This is a genomic window from Pseudomonas sp. M47T1 (assembly GCF_000263855.1).
Taxonomy (GTDB): Bacteria; Pseudomonadota; Gammaproteobacteria; order Pseudomonadales; family Pseudomonadaceae; genus Aquipseudomonas.
Genome location: NZ_AJWX01000001.1, coordinates 183430 through 197179, shown reverse-complemented (window position 1 = coordinate 197179; position 13750 = coordinate 183430). Strand labels below are relative to the sequence as shown.

Sequence of the window (13750 nt, the reverse complement as noted above, 5' to 3'; positions counted from 1 at the left end):
TCCAAAGGAGCTTCCCATGAGCGTACGCCTCGGCATTGTCATGGACCCCATCGCCGAAATCTCCTACAAGAAGGACAGCTCGCTGGCCATGTTGCTGGCAGCCCAGGAGCGCGGCTGGACCCTGTTTCACATGGAAATCCAGGACCTTTACCAGGCCGGCGGCAAGGCACGCGCGCGGATGCGCGCGCTGAAAGTCTTCGCCAACCCCGAGCACTGGTTCGAATTCGAGTCCGAGGTCGATGCCCCGCTGGCCGACCTGGACGTGATCCTGATGCGCAAGGACCCGCCCTTCGATCTGGAATTCGTCTATTCGACGTATCTGCTCGAACAAGCGGAGAACGACGGCGTACTGGTGGTCAACAAGCCGCAATCGCTGCGTGACTGCAACGAGAAGATGTTCGCCACGCTGTTTCCGCAGCTCACCCCGCCGACCCTGGTCAGCCGCCGCGCCGACATCCTGCGCCAGTTCGCTGCCGAGCACGGTGACGTGATCCTCAAGCCGCTGGACGGCATGGGCGGTACCTCGATCTTCCGTCACCGCCCGGGCGACCCCAACCTGTCGGTGATCCTGGAAACCCTGACCGCCAATGGCACCCAGCAGATCATGGCGCAAGCCTACCTGCCGGCCATCAAGGACGGCGACAAGCGCATCCTGATGATCGACGGCGAGCCGGTACCCTATTGCCTGGCACGTATCCCGGCTGCCGGCGAGACCCGCGGCAACCTGGCCGCCGGCGGCCGTGGCGAAGCGCGCCCGCTGACCGACAAGGACCGCTGGATCGCCGAGCAGGTAGGGCCAACCCTGCGTGCCAAGGGCCTGCTGTTCGTGGGCCTGGACGTGATTGGCGAGAACCTGACCGAAATCAACGTCACCAGCCCTACCTGCATCCGCGAGATCGATGCGGCCTTCGGCACCCATATCGGCGCCCAGCTGATGGATGCCATCGATCGCAAGCTGCAGGCTCGCTGAGCGACAAGGCAGGGGTTTTTCCACGCAGTGCGTTATGATGCACGCCCATTTTTTGCTGTTGGGCGTGCACTGCCGGCTCAACCCCTGCGCTGCACGACCGCCGGATAACCGATGACTGCCGCAACCGACATCCCTGCCAAGTATTCCCGTGCTTCCGTGCGCCCGGCGGACAGGCTCGGCTTCACCCTGTTCGTGGCAGCGCTGGTTCACCTGGCGCTGATCCTGGGGGTGAGCTTCACCGTGGTCAAACCTGAGGAAATCCGCCAGACGCTGGAAATCACCCTGTCGACCTTCAAGGACGCCAAGGCACCGAAGAAAGCCGATTATCTGGCCCAGGACAACCAGCAGGGCAGCGGTACCCTGGACAAGAAGGCGTTGCCCAAGACCACCGAAGTGGCGCCCTTCCAGGACAACGTGATCAACAAGGTCACCCCGCCGCCGGTGCCCAAGCCCCAGGTCAAGCCCGAAACTGCACCGGTGAAAAAGGCCGTGACCACCGTGGCGCCCAAGCCGCAGAAGGTCGACACCCGCCACGACGTGGTCAAGCAGGACGCCCAGCCCAAGCAGCCCACCCCCGATTTCGACAGCACCAAGCTGTCCAGCGAAATTTCCAGCCTTGAGGCCGAGCTGGCCCACGAGCAGCAGTTGTATGCCAAGCGCCCGCGCATTCACCGTCTGACAGCGGCCTCGACCATGCACGACAAGGGTGCCTGGTACAAAGACGACTGGCGCAAGAAGGTCGAACGCATCGGCAACCTCAACTACCCCGAGGAAGCACGACGCCAGCAGATCTACGGCAGCCTGCGCCTGATGGTGTCCATCAACAGTGACGGCTCGCTATACGACGTGCTGGTGCTGGAGTCCTCCGGGCAACCACTGCTGGACCAGGCCGCCCAGCGCATCGTGCGCCTGGCTGCACCGTTCGCGCCCTTCACCGGCGACCTGTCGGACGTCGATCGCCTGGAAATCATCCGCACCTGGCGCTTTGCCAAGGGCGACCGTCTTTCCAGCAACTGACAGCCACGAAACAGTCGTCAATGTCGGCTTGTCAGCCCGGCTGCTCGACGCCACACTACTGGGTATGAAGAACGTCGATCCGAGTTACCTCAAGCATCAATTCCTGATCGCCATGCCCCACATGGCGGACCCGAACTTTGCACAGACCTTGACCTACATTGTCGAGCACACGGCCAATGGCGCCATGGGTCTGGTGGTCAACCGGCCCCAGGAACTGAACCTGGCCGATATCCTCGAACAGTTGCGCCCCGACGTAGAGCCGCCAGCCCGTTGCCAGTTGATTCCCATCTATGGTGGCGGCCCGGTGCAAACCGACCGTGGCTTCGTGCTGCACCCCAGCGGTCCGACCTACCAGGCCACCGTGGAACTGGGCGGCATCTCGCTGTCCACTTCCCAAGACGTGCTGTTCGCCATCGCCGATGGCCTGGGCCCCAAGCAAAGCCTGATCACCCTGGGCTATGCCGGCTGGGAAGCCGGCCAGCTGGAAGCCGAACTGGCCGACAATGCCTGGCTGACCTGCCCGTTCGACGCCGACATCCTGTTCGGCATGGACAGCGAGCAACGCCTGGGCGCCGCCGCAGCCTTGCTGGGGGTCAACCTCAGCCTGCTCACCAACCAGGCGGGGCACGCTTGATGGCCGCGATACGACTGCTGCTGGGCTTCGACTACGGCACCAAACAGATTGGCGTGGCGGTTGGCCAGGTCATCACCGGCCAGGCCCGCGAGCTGTGCACCCTCAAGGCGCAGAATGGCGTGCCGGACTGGAACCAGGTGGAAGCCCTGATCAAGGAGTGGAAGCCCGACGCCATTGTCGTCGGCCTGCCCCTGAACATGGATGGCACCCCCAGCGAAATGTGCGAGCGCGCGGAAAAATTCGCCCGCCGCATCAACGGCCGCTTCAACCTGCCGGTGCACACCCACGACGAACGCCTGACCACCTTCGAGGCCAAGGGCCAGCGCCGCGACCGTGGCGGCCAGAAAGGCAGCTACCGCGACAACCCAGTGGACGCCATTGCCGCCGCCCTGCTGCTGCAAGGCTGGCTGGAGGAAAACGCGGGCCAGTTCGATTCCTGATCCCGTTTCGAAGCCGGGCACCTGCCGCCCGGCCTTTCAAGGAGCACGTCATGAGCCTGCCAAACCCCGCCCAACTGATCAGCCAGATGGCCGTCGACCTCACGGCCCACCTGGCCAGGCGCGGCATCAGCGAACCACGTTTCATCGGCATCCGCACCGGTGGTGTCTGGGTAGCACGGGCCTTGCTCGAAGCCCTGGGCAATGATGCGCCACTGGGCACCCTGGACGTGTCCTTCTACCGTGACGATTTCAGCCAGAACGGCCTGCACCCGCAGGTGCGCCCTTCGGACCTGCCCTTTGAAATCGAAGGCCAGCACCTGATTCTGGTGGATGACGTGCTGATGAGCGGCCGCACCGTTCGTGCCGCCCTCAACGAGCTGTTCGACTACGGCCGCCCGGCCAGCGTGACCCTGGTCAGCCTGCTGGACCTGGACGCTGGCGAGCTGCCCATACGCCCCAATGTGGTGGGCGCCACCCTGTCCCTGGCTCCCCACGAGCGGGTAAAACTGACCGGCCCCTCGCCGCTCGCTCTCGAGCGCCAGGACCTCGCTTGCGCCCTTTAAGAGTCCCCCGCGATGACGCCTATCGATGCCAAGCGCCCGCTGCAGCTCAATGATCAGGGCCAGCTGCGCCATTTTCTTTCGCTCGACGGGTTGTCCCGCGAGCTGCTGACAGACATCCTCGACACTGCCGACTCGTTCCTTGAAGTGGGCGCCCGGGCGGTCAAGAAGGTCCCGCTGCTGCGCGGCAAGACCGTGTGCAACGTGTTCTTCGAGAACTCCACGCGCACCCGTACCACCTTCGAACTGGCCGCTCAGCGGCTGTCGGCCGACGTCATCACCCTGAACGTATCCACCTCGTCCACCAGCAAGGGCGAGACGCTGTTCGACACCCTGCGCAACCTGGAGGCCATGGCCGCCGACATGTTCGTGGTGCGCCACGCCGATTCCGGCGCCGCGCACTTCATTGCCGAGCACGTGTGCCCGGAAGTGGCCATCATCAACGGCGGCGACGGCCGTCACGCGCACCCCACTCAGGGGATGCTCGATATGCTCACCATCCGTCGCCACAAAGGTGGCTTCGAGAACCTCTCGGTGGCGATCGTCGGCGATATCCTGCATTCGCGGGTGGCGCGCTCGAACATGATCGCGCTCAAGGCTTTGGGCTGCCCGGACATTCGCGTGGTGGCACCCAAGACCCTGTTGCCGGTTGGCGTCGAGCAGTACGGCGTCAAGGTCTACACCGACCTTGAGCAGGGCCTGAAAAATGTGGACGTGGTGATCATGCTGCGCCTGCAACGTGAACGCATGGCGGGCGGCCTGCTGCCCAGCGAAGGCGAGTTCTACCGCCTTTTCGGCCTGACCACCGCGCGCCTGGCTGGCGCCAAGCCCGATTGCATCGTGATGCACCCGGGGCCGATCAACCGCGGCGTGGAAATCGAGTCGGCCGTGGCCGATGGGGCCCACTCGGTCATTCTCAACCAGGTCACCTACGGCATCGCCGTGCGCATGGCCGTGCTGTCCATGGCCATGAGCGGCCAGAACGGCCAGCGTCAATTCGACCAGGAGAACGCCCAGTGAGCCTCAGTATCCTCGGCGCTCGCGCCATCGACCCCGCCACCGGCCTGGACCAAACCACCGACCTGCATATCAGCGAAGGCAAGATCCTGGCCCTGGGCACAGCACCAGCCGGCTTTGTTGCCAGCCAGACGCTGGAAGCCAACGGCCTGATCGTCGCCCCCGGCCTTGTAGACCTGAGCGTGGCCCTGCGCGAGCCGGGCTACAGCCGCAAGGGCAGCATCGCCAGCGAAACCCGTGCCGCTGCCGCTGGCGGCGTCACCAGCCTGTGCTGCCCGCCACGCACCAAGCCGGTACTGGACACCTCGGCCGTGGCCGAACTGATCCTGGACCGTGCCCGCGAAGCCGGCAACGCCAAGGTGTTCCCCATCGGCGCCCTGAGCAAGGGCCTGGAAGGCGAGCAACTGGCTGAGCTGGTGGCGCTGCGTGACGCTGGCTGCGTGGCGTTTGGCAACGGCCTGACCAGCTTCCAGAATACCCGCACCCTGTGCCGGGCACTGGAATATGCCGCCACCTTCGACCTGACAGTGATCTTCCACTCCCAGGACCGCGACCTGGCCCAAGGTGGCCTGGCACATGAAGGCCCGACCGCCAGCTTCCTGGGCCTGTCGGGCATTCCCGAAACTGCCGAGACCGTGGCCTTGGCCCGTGATCTGCTGTTGGTGGAACAGAGCGGCGTGCGTGCCCATTTCAGCCAGCTGACCAGCGCGCGCGGCGTAGAACTGATTGCCCAGGCCCAAGCGCGCGGCCTGCCGGTGACCGCCGATGTTGCCCTGTATCAGTTGATATTGACGGACGAGGCGCTGATCGACTTCTCCAGCCTGTACCACGTGCAACCGCCGCTGCGCACCCGCGCCGACCGTGACGCATTGCGTGAAGGGGTGAAGTCGGGGGTGATCCAGGCCATCGCCAGCCACCACCAGCCCCACGAGCGCGATGCCAAGCTGGCGCCGTTCGGTGCCACCGAGCCAGGCATCAGCAGTGTCGAGCTGCTGCTGCCACTGGCACTGACCCTGGTGGAAGACGGCCTGCTCGACCTGCCTACCTTGCTGGCACGCCTGAGCAGCGGCCCAGCCAAGGCGTTGCGCTTGCCCGTTGGCGAATTGACCGTGGGTGGCCCTGCGGACCTGGTGCTGTTTGCCCGCAACGTATCCACCGTGGCGGGCGAGCGCTGGCTGTCCAAGGGCGACAACTGCCCCTTCCTGGGCCACGTGCTGCCAGGCGCGGTGCGCTACACGCTGGTGGACGGCCATATCACCCATACCGCCTGACGAACTGCGGCGCCTCTTTCGCGGACACGGCCTGCGCCTGCGGGATTACGCAACCCCTGCAGGAGCGGGCCGTGCCCGCGAAGGCGTCACCTCATATCCAGACGTCAGCGGTTCTGTGCGTTTTTCAGGGAGATCTGGTCGTTCAGGGTCCAGAAGTCGTAAAGCACGCCAATCAGGAACAGCCCGCCCGTCAGCAGGTAGATCAGGCCGCTGATCCACTTGCCCTGGTACATGCGATGCACGCCGAATACTCCCAGGAACGTCAGCAGGATCCAGCCTGCGTTGTAATCGGTGGGGCCGGCGAAGAAGCGCATGTCGGCTTCACGGTCCATGGACGGGATCAGGAACAGGTCGATCAGCCAGCCAATACCGAACAAGCCAAAGGTAAAGAACCAGATCGTGCCTGTCACCGGCTTGCCGTAATAGAAGCGATGAGAACCGGTAAAGCCGAAAATCCACAGCAGGTACCCCAGCACTTTGCTGTGGGTATCCTGGTAGCGGCTGTCTTGCTGATAGCTATTCATGAGCGGTCTTGTACCCTCTGATAATTAAATTTTCTAAACGTTTATGTGACTTTTTTGTCTCGTGCCGACGTGTGGTCACGTGACCGGTGAGTCGGGCAAACCCTTGCCCTGCCTGACTTCCACGCAAAAATTGTGAGAATTTGCCGTAGATTGATCATTTTTCGATCAGGATCGCTGCCGACAAGCGGGTTAAAAACTGATCAAAAAGCTGTTATAAAGTTGCGCGCTTACCCACAAGAGCCTTGCCGAATGCGTCCATTTTTGAAGACATGGCTAACCATCTGCCTATTATTGCCACTGGCCGCCCACGCCACCAATCGTGAGCAAAGACTTCCCGCCGGCTTCACCGGCCACGCTGCCAAGACAGGCGCAGCAGAACACTCACCCGCCCCGGCAGAACAGCCCGAGGTGATTGCCAGCAAAACCTCCAGCCGCAGCAAGAAGCAGTCGGCTCGCAGCCGCCACGGCAGCCGCCACACGGGCAATAGCCAGACACTGGGCGCCGTCGCACAGATGTCGCCCAAGCAGAGCAGCGAAGTGCTGTCACGCGCGGTGAACGTGCTCGGTACCCCTTATCGTTGGGGCGGCAGCAGCCCAAGTAAAGGGTTCGATTGCAGCGGACTGGTAAAATATGCCTTCAACGACGTGCATGCAGTAGACCTGCCACGCACGTCCAACGCCATGGCCGCCGGCCACGGCCAGAAGGTAGACCAGAAGGACCTGAAGCCGGGCGACCTGCTGTTCTTCAACATCAAGAGCCGCCGAGTCAACCACGTGGCCATCTACCTGGGCAACGATCGGTTCATCCACGCACCGCGTCGTGGCAAGGCCGTGTCCATCGACACGCTGAACAAGCCCTACTGGCAGGAACACTATGTTGTTGCCAAGCGCGTGCTGCCGAAAGACCAGGCCATGCGCGTCGTTCAACGCTGATTCAGCGTGACCCTGGCGTCGGCCCTCGTTCCGGCGCCAGGTTCAACCCCTCCCTGGGCTCCGCGCCCGCGCTGGACTCCAGCTTGATCATCAGCCGCAGGTCATTGGCCGAGTCGGCATAGGCAAGCGCATCCTCGTAGCTGATCGCCTTCTCCCGGTACAACTCATACAACGCCTGATCCAGCGTACGCATGCCCTGGTCATTGGTGCGGCGCATCAGCGTTTTCAGCCCGGGCACCTCGCCCTTGCGGATACGGTCCGCCACCAGCGGCGTGTTCACCAATATTTCCACCACCGCACGGCGTCCAGCGCCGTCTGGGGTGGGAATCAGTTGCTGGGCAATGATGGCCCGCAGGTTCAGCGACAACTCCATCCACACCTGCGCATGGCGGTCCACCGGGAAGAAGCTGATCACCCGCTCCAGCGCCTGGTCGGCATTGGAGGCGTGCAGCGTGGCCACGCACAGGTGCCCGGTTTCGGCAAAGCTGAGCGCCTGGCCCATGGTTTCGCGGCTGCGCACCTCGCCAATCATGATCACGTCCGGCGCCTGGCGCAGGGTGTTGCGCAGCGCCACCTCGAACGAGTCGGTGTCGATACCCACCTCACGCTGGGTGACGATACAGCGCTGATGCTCGTGGAGGAACTCGATGGGGTCTTCGATGGTGATAATGTGCCCGGTGCTGTGCCTGCTGCGGTGGTCGATCATCGCCGCCAGGGTGGACGACTTGCCGGTGCCGGTGGCACCCACCACCAGTACCAGCCCACGCTTGAGCATGGCCAGGCCCTTGAGGGTGTCGGGCAGCTTGAGGTCATCGAAGGTGGGAATACGGCTTTCTATGCGCCTGAGCACCATGGCCGGCAGGCTGCGCTGGCAGAATGCGCTGACCCGGAAGCGGCCGATGTCGCGGGCGTGAATGGCAAAGTTGCACTCACGGTGCTCGGCAAACTCCTGGCGCTGGACCTCGGTCATCAGGCCCAGAACGGCCTCGCGCACCTGCTCGGGGCTCATGGCGCTCTTGGTGACGGGCATGATCTTGCCGTGCACCTTGAGCGACGGCGGCAGGCCAGGGGTGATGAACAAGTCGGAACCGCCCTTGTCCACCATCAACCGCAACAGCTTCTCGAACTCCATGCCCTGCCCTCGTGTCCGCAACCCTTGGCCTAAAGCTCAGACCCGCTGGGTGCCTAGAAGTTGTCCGGGGTCTTGGCCTTCTCCCGCGCGGCATCGCGGCCGATCACACCACGGGCCACCAGGTCCTTGAGGCACATGTCCAGGGTTTGCATGCCCAGCGCGCCACCGGTCTGGATGGACGAGTACATCTGCGCCACCTTGTCCTCGCGGATCAGGTTACGAATGGCCGGGGTGCCGATCATGACTTCGTGGGCCGCCACCCGACCGCCGCCGATCTTTTTAAGCAAGGTCTGGGAAATAACGGCCTGCAGCGACTCGGACAGCATGGAGCGGACCATGGACTTTTCTTCGGCGGGGAACACGTCCACCACCCGGTCTATGGTCTTGGCTGCGGACGTGGTGTGCAGCGTGCCGAACACCAGGTGGCCGGTTTCAGCTGCCGTCAGGGCCAGGCGGATGGTTTCCAGGTCGCGCATCTCGCCCACCAGGATGATGTCCGGGTCTTCGCGCAAGGCCGAGCGCAGGGCATTGGAGAAACCCAAAGTGTCGCGGTGCACCTCGCGCTGGTTGACCAGGCACTTCTTGGACTCGTGGACGAATTCGATCGGGTCTTCAATGGTGAGGATGTGGTGATGTTTGTTGTTGTTCAGGTAATCGATCATCGCCGCCAGGGTGGTGGACTTGCCTGAACCGGTCGGCCCGGTGACCAGCACCAGCCCGCGAGGCACGTCGGTAATCTTTCGAAACACATCCCCCATGCCCAGGTCTTCCATGGTCAAGACCTTGGAGGGGATGGTTCGGAAGACTGCGCCGGCGCCGCGGTTCTGGTTAAAGGCGTTGACCCGGAAGCGGGCCACGCCAGGCACTTCGAAGGAGAAGTCGGTTTCCAGGTACTCCTCGAAGTCCTTGCGCTGCTTGTCGTTCATGATGTCGTAGATAAGCTCGTGGACCTGTTTGTGGTCCAGCGGTGGCAAATTGATTCTACGTACATCACCATCGACCCGGATCATTGGCGGCAGCCCGGCTGACAGGTGCAGGTCCGATGCGCCTTGCTTGGCGCTGAAAGCCAACAACTCAGTAATGTCCATGAGACTCCCCAAAAACAGACAAGCAGGTAGAATGCCCCGGACCCCAAGACCCGCTGGCACAAATTAATGTCCACGATAGCAGACAACGTTTTACGGGTAAGCGCCCGAATCGATGCCGCCGCAAAGGCCGTGCAGCGCGACCCGGCCAGCATTGGCCTGCTGGCCGTGAGCAAGACCAAGCCGGCCGAGGCCGTTCGCGAGGCGTTCGCCGTCGGAATCCGTGAATTCGGCGAAAATTACCTTCAGGAAGCCTTGGGCAAACAGGAGCAATTGGCCGACCTGCCCTTGACTTGGCATTTCATCGGCCCCATTCAGTCCAACAAGACTCGTGCCATTGCCGAGCACTTTGACTGGGTGCACTCCGTGGATCGCCTCAAGATTGCCCAACGCCTGTCCGAACAGCGCCCCGCCGACCTGCCACCGCTGAACATCTGCATTCAGGTGAATGTCAGCGGCGAAACCAGCAAGTCCGGCTGCACCGCTGCCGACCTGCCGGCCCTGGCCACGGCGATTGCCGCGCTGCCACGGCTGAAGCTGCGTGGCCTGATGGCCATCCCCGAACCTACCGAGGACCGCGCCGAACAAGACGCGGCCTTAGCCACCGTGCGCACCTTGCAAGAAAGCCTGAACCTGCCACTGGACACGTTATCCATGGGCATGAGCCACGACCTGGAGGCTGCCGTTGCACAAGGTGCCACCTGGGTGCGTATCGGCACTGCCCTGTTCGGCGCCCGCGACTATGGCCAACCCTAGCGCGGGCTCCTCCGCACAACCTCTCAAGGACCTGTCATGAGCAAGACTTGTATTGCCTTTATCGGCGCCGGAAACATGGCTGCCAGCCTGATCGGCGGCCTGCGTGCACAAGGCCTGGAAGCGGCGCAGATCCGCGCCAGCGACCCGGGCGCCGACACCCGCGCCAGAATCAGTGCCGAGCACGGCATCGACACCTTCGCCGATAACGGCCAGGCCATCGAAGGCGCCGACGTGGTGGTACTGGCGGTCAAGCCCCAGGCCATGAAAGCCGTGTGCGAAGCCCTGCGCCCCAGCCTTTCGCCCTCGCAAGTGGTGGTATCGATCGCTGCGGGCATCACCTGCGCCAGCATGACCCAGTGGCTGGGCGACCAGCCGATCGTGCGCTGCATGCCCAACACCCCGGCCTTGCTGCGCCAGGGCGTCAGCGGCCTGTACGCCACTGCCCAGGTGACGAGTGAGCAACGCCTCCAGGCAGAAGCCCTGCTGTCGGCCGTGGGCATGGCCCTGTGGCTGGACGAAGAGCAACAGCTGGACGCGGTCACTGCCGTGTCGGGCAGCGGCCCGGCGTACTTCTTCCTGCTGATCGAAGCCATGACCGCCGCCGGCGAAAAACTTGGCCTGCCGCGTGAAACCGCAGCCAAGCTGACGTTGCAGACCGCCCTGGGCGCCGCGCACATGGCAGTCGCCAGCGACGTCGACGCCGCCGAGCTGCGCCGCCGGGTCACCTCGCCGGCCGGCACCACCGAAGCTGCAATCAAGTCGTTCCAGGCCAACGGTTTCGAAGCCCTGGTGGAAAAGGCGCTTGGCGCTGCTGCACACCGCTCGGCCGAGATGGCCGAACAATTGGGCAAGTGAGGAGTTCTGCATGAATGCAATTTCTGACGCCACCATTTTCGTGGTGCAAACGCTGGTCAGTTTCTACCTGGCAATCGTGCTGCTGCGTTTCGTGCTGCAGCTGGTGAAGGCCGACTTCTACAACCCGCTCAGCCAGTTCGCAGTGCGCGCCACTCAGCCGCTGCTCAAGCCCATTCGCCGGCTCATCCCCAGCATCGGCGGCCTGGACACCTCGTCGTTGCTGCTGGCGCTGATCATTCAGACCCTGCTGATGGCGGCGGTGATGATGATCAACTTCGGCACCATCCTCGACCTGCCGCACTTGCTGATCTGGGCTCTGATCGGCGTGTTTTCGCTGTTCCTGAAGATCTTCTGGCTGGCCATGATCGTCATGGTCATCGTGTCGTGGGTAGCACCGGGCACGCACAACCCGGCTGCCGAACTGGCCTACCAGATCAGCGAGCCGTTCCTGGCGCCATTCCGCCGTATCGTGCCGAACCTGGGTGGCATGGACATCTCGCCGATTTTCGCCTTCCTGGCCATCCAGGTCGTGCAGAGCTTCTTCATGCCGCGCCTGGCCATCCTGGCGGGCATGCCTGAAGTGCTGTGGCGCATGGTCTGACTCAGCTGAATGTTGTGGGAGCTGCCTTGCGAGCGAGCTTTTTGAGCGCCTGAAAAGCTCGCTGGCGAGCCAGCTCCCGCAAGGTCGACGAACCATCCGATACCATTGCTTGCCGCTAGCCCCCCCGCTCTTTAGACTTACGCCTCATTTATGCGAGAGCAGGGTCGATGTCCACTGTCTTCCCCGAAGATTCCGTCGGTTTAGTCACACCGCAAATTGCCCACTTCAGCGACCCCCTGGCATTGGCCTGCGGCCGCTCGCTGAATGCCTACGACCTCATCTACGAAACCTACGGCCAGCTCAATGCCACCGCCAGCAACGCGGTGCTGATCTGCCATGCGCTTTCGGGCCACCATCATGCCGCCGGCTACCACTCGGTCGACGACCGCAAGCCCGGCTGGTGGGACAGCTGCATCGGCCCCGGCAAGCCCATCGACACCCATCGGTTCTTTGTGGTGAGCCTCAACAACCTGGGCGGCTGTAATGGCTCCACGGGCCCCAGCAGCATCAACCCCGACACCGGCAAGCCGTTCGGCGCCGACTTCCCGGTACTCACCGTGGAAGACTGGGTGCACAGCCAGGCGCGCCTGGCAGACGCCCTGGGCATCCGCCAGTGGGCGGCGGTGGTCGGCGGCAGCCTGGGCGGCATGCAGGCCCAGCAATGGACCATCACCTACCCCGAGCGCGTGCGCCACTGCGTGGCCATTGCCTCGGCCCCCAAGCTGTCGGCACAGAACATCGCCTTCAACGAAGTGGCGCGCCAGGCCATCCTCACCGACCCCGAATTCCACGGCGGTTCGTTCCAGGAAGCCGGGGTGATTCCCAAGCGCGGCCTGATGCTGGCGCGCATGGTGGGCCACATCACGTACCTGTCGGATGACTCCATGGGCGAGAAATTTGGCCGTGGCCTGAAAAGCGAGAAGCTCAACTACGACTTCCACAGCGTGGAATTCCAAGTGGAAAGCTACCTGCGCTATCAGGGCGAGGAGTTCTCCGGGCGCTTCGACGCCAACACCTATTTGCTGATGACCAAGGCCCTGGACTATTTCGACCCGGCCGCCAGCCATGGTGATGACCTGTCCGCCACCTTTGCCAACGCCACCGCCGACTTCTGCGTGATGTCCTTCACCACCGACTGGCGCTTTTCCCCGGCCCGTTCGCGGGAAATCGTCGACGCGTTGATGGCCGCCCGGAAGAACGTCTGTTACCTGGAGATCGACGCGCCGCAAGGCCACGATGCCTTCCTGATTCCGATCCCTCGGTACCTGGCGGCGTTCACTGGCTACATGAACCGAATTGCGATCTGAGGAAGCCATGAGAGCCGATCTTGAAATCATCCAGGACTGGATTCCGGCCGGCAGCCGGGTGCTCGACCTCGGTTGCGGCGACGGCGAGTTGCTGGCCTGGTTGCGCGACAACAAGCAGGTGACCGGCTACGGCCTGGAAATCGATGCCGACAACATCAACGAATGCGTGCGCAAGGGCATCAACGTCATCGAGCAGGACCTGGACAAGGGCCTGGGCAACTTTGCCAGCAACAGCTTCGACGTGGTGGTGATGACCCAGGCCCTGCAGGCTGTGGAATACCCCGACCGTATCCTCGACGAAATGCTGCGCGTGGGCCGCCAGTGCATCATCACCTTCCCCAACTTTGGCCACTGGCGCTGCCGCTGGTACCTGGCGCGCAATGGTCGCATGCCGGTGTCCGAATTCCTGCCGTACACCTGGTACAACACGCCAAACATCCACTTCTGCACCTTCGAGGACTTCGAGGAACTGTGCCGCGAGCGCAGCGCCCAGGTACTCGACCGTCTGGCGGTAGACCATCAGCATCGGCATGGCTGGGCCAGCAAACTGTGGCCTAATCTATTGGGTGAGATCGGCATCTACCGGGTCAACAGCCCGGGCCTGCAGGAGCACCGACTGGCGGTGTGACCCTGCGTCCACCCTGGAGA

General features: G+C 63.3%; 16 protein-coding genes. 13 read left to right on the top strand and 3 right to left on the bottom strand.

The features are described 5' to 3' along the window. Positions 1-16: 16 nt before the first annotated feature. From gshB to PMM47T1_RS00915, 7 genes are all read left to right on the top strand, one after another. Entirely contained in the window at positions 17-970 is a 954-nt protein-coding gene (gene gshB / locus PMM47T1_RS00945) for a glutathione synthase (protein ID WP_008364913.1), read from the top strand. Between the two features lie 111 nt (positions 971-1081). After that, the gene (locus PMM47T1_RS00940) at positions 1082-1987 is read left to right on the top strand and encodes an energy transducer TonB (RefSeq protein ID WP_008364910.1); all 906 of its coding nucleotides are present in this window, start codon (positions 1082-1084) and stop codon (positions 1985-1987) included. A 64-nt stretch (positions 1988-2051) separates the two neighbouring features. Continuing rightward, complete coding sequence (locus PMM47T1_RS00935; RefSeq protein ID WP_008364907.1) at positions 2052-2621, top strand: YqgE/AlgH family protein; 570 nt, start codon at positions 2052-2054, stop codon at positions 2619-2621. Next, positions 2621-3061 carry a Holliday junction resolvase RuvX gene (gene ruvX, locus PMM47T1_RS00930; RefSeq protein WP_008364905.1) on the top strand — a complete coding sequence of 147 codons (441 nt, stop codon included), beginning with the start codon at positions 2621-2623 and terminating at the stop codon, positions 3059-3061. The genes PMM47T1_RS00935 and ruvX overlap by 1 nt, the downstream gene beginning before the upstream one ends. A gap of 50 nt (positions 3062-3111) precedes the next feature. Then, positions 3112-3624 (top strand): bifunctional pyr operon transcriptional regulator/uracil phosphoribosyltransferase PyrR, encoded by a 513-nt coding sequence (gene pyrR, locus PMM47T1_RS00925; protein WP_008364904.1) that lies wholly within the window; start codon positions 3112-3114, stop codon positions 3622-3624. A 12-nt stretch (positions 3625-3636) separates the two neighbouring features. After that, on the top strand, positions 3637-4641 hold the full coding sequence (locus tag PMM47T1_RS00920) for an aspartate carbamoyltransferase catalytic subunit (protein WP_008364903.1): 1005 nt from the start codon (positions 3637-3639) through the stop codon (positions 4639-4641). Further along, positions 4638-5909, top strand: coding sequence for a dihydroorotase (locus PMM47T1_RS00915; RefSeq protein ID WP_008364901.1), 1272 nt, complete (start codon positions 4638-4640; stop codon positions 5907-5909). Before PMM47T1_RS00920 ends, PMM47T1_RS00915 begins: the two co-directional genes overlap by 4 nt. A 104-nt stretch (positions 5910-6013) precedes the next feature. Here the strand turns inward: PMM47T1_RS00915 and PMM47T1_RS00910 are convergent, their stop codons facing one another. Continuing rightward, on the bottom strand, positions 6014-6433 hold the full coding sequence (locus tag PMM47T1_RS00910) for an NINE protein (RefSeq protein WP_008364900.1): 420 nt from the start codon (positions 6431-6433) through the stop codon (positions 6014-6016). 249 nt (positions 6434-6682) lie between these two features. On the opposite strand from PMM47T1_RS00910, the gene PMM47T1_RS00905 reads away from it, so the two are divergent. After that, a complete protein-coding gene (locus PMM47T1_RS00905) occupies positions 6683-7366 on the top strand; it encodes a C40 family peptidase (protein WP_043300594.1) in 684 nt (227 codons plus the stop codon). A 1-nt stretch (position 7367) separates the two neighbouring features. Here PMM47T1_RS00905 and PMM47T1_RS00900 read toward each other — a convergent pair whose 3' ends face one another. Together PMM47T1_RS00900 and PMM47T1_RS00895 are read right to left on the bottom strand one after the other, a co-directional pair. Further along, positions 7368-8498, bottom strand: a complete 1131-nt coding sequence (locus tag PMM47T1_RS00900; RefSeq protein WP_008364897.1) for a PilT/PilU family type 4a pilus ATPase — start codon at positions 8496-8498, stop codon at positions 7368-7370. Between the two features lie 53 nt (positions 8499-8551). Then, positions 8552-9586 carry a type IV pilus twitching motility protein PilT gene (locus PMM47T1_RS00895; protein WP_008364895.1) on the bottom strand — a complete coding sequence of 345 codons (1035 nt, stop codon included), beginning with the start codon at positions 9584-9586 and terminating at the stop codon, positions 8552-8554. A gap of 66 nt (positions 9587-9652) precedes the next feature. Here PMM47T1_RS00895 and PMM47T1_RS00890 point away from each other — a divergent pair, with 66 nt between their 5' ends. The 5 genes from PMM47T1_RS00890 (at position 9653) to metW (ending at position 13730) form a co-directional block, all read left to right on the top strand. Further along, positions 9653-10339 (top strand): YggS family pyridoxal phosphate-dependent enzyme, encoded by a 687-nt coding sequence (locus PMM47T1_RS00890; protein ID WP_008364894.1) that lies wholly within the window; start codon positions 9653-9655, stop codon positions 10337-10339. 36 nt (positions 10340-10375) lie between these two features. Continuing rightward, positions 10376-11194: a pyrroline-5-carboxylate reductase gene (gene proC / locus PMM47T1_RS00885; protein WP_008364892.1), complete on the top strand. Its 819-nt coding sequence runs from the start codon at positions 10376-10378 to the stop codon at positions 11192-11194. 10 nt (positions 11195-11204) lie between these two features. After that, positions 11205-11795, top strand: a complete 591-nt coding sequence (locus PMM47T1_RS00880) for a YggT family protein (protein ID WP_008364889.1) — start codon at positions 11205-11207, stop codon at positions 11793-11795. 167 nt (positions 11796-11962) lie between these two features. Then, positions 11963-13102: a homoserine O-succinyltransferase MetX gene (gene metX / locus PMM47T1_RS00875; protein ID WP_008364887.1), complete on the top strand. Its 1140-nt coding sequence runs from the start codon at positions 11963-11965 to the stop codon at positions 13100-13102. Between the two features lie 7 nt (positions 13103-13109). Beyond that, positions 13110-13730 (top strand): methionine biosynthesis protein MetW, encoded by a 621-nt coding sequence (gene metW / locus PMM47T1_RS00870; protein ID WP_008364885.1) that lies wholly within the window; start codon positions 13110-13112, stop codon positions 13728-13730. The last annotated feature ends 20 nt before the right edge of the window (positions 13731-13750 follow it).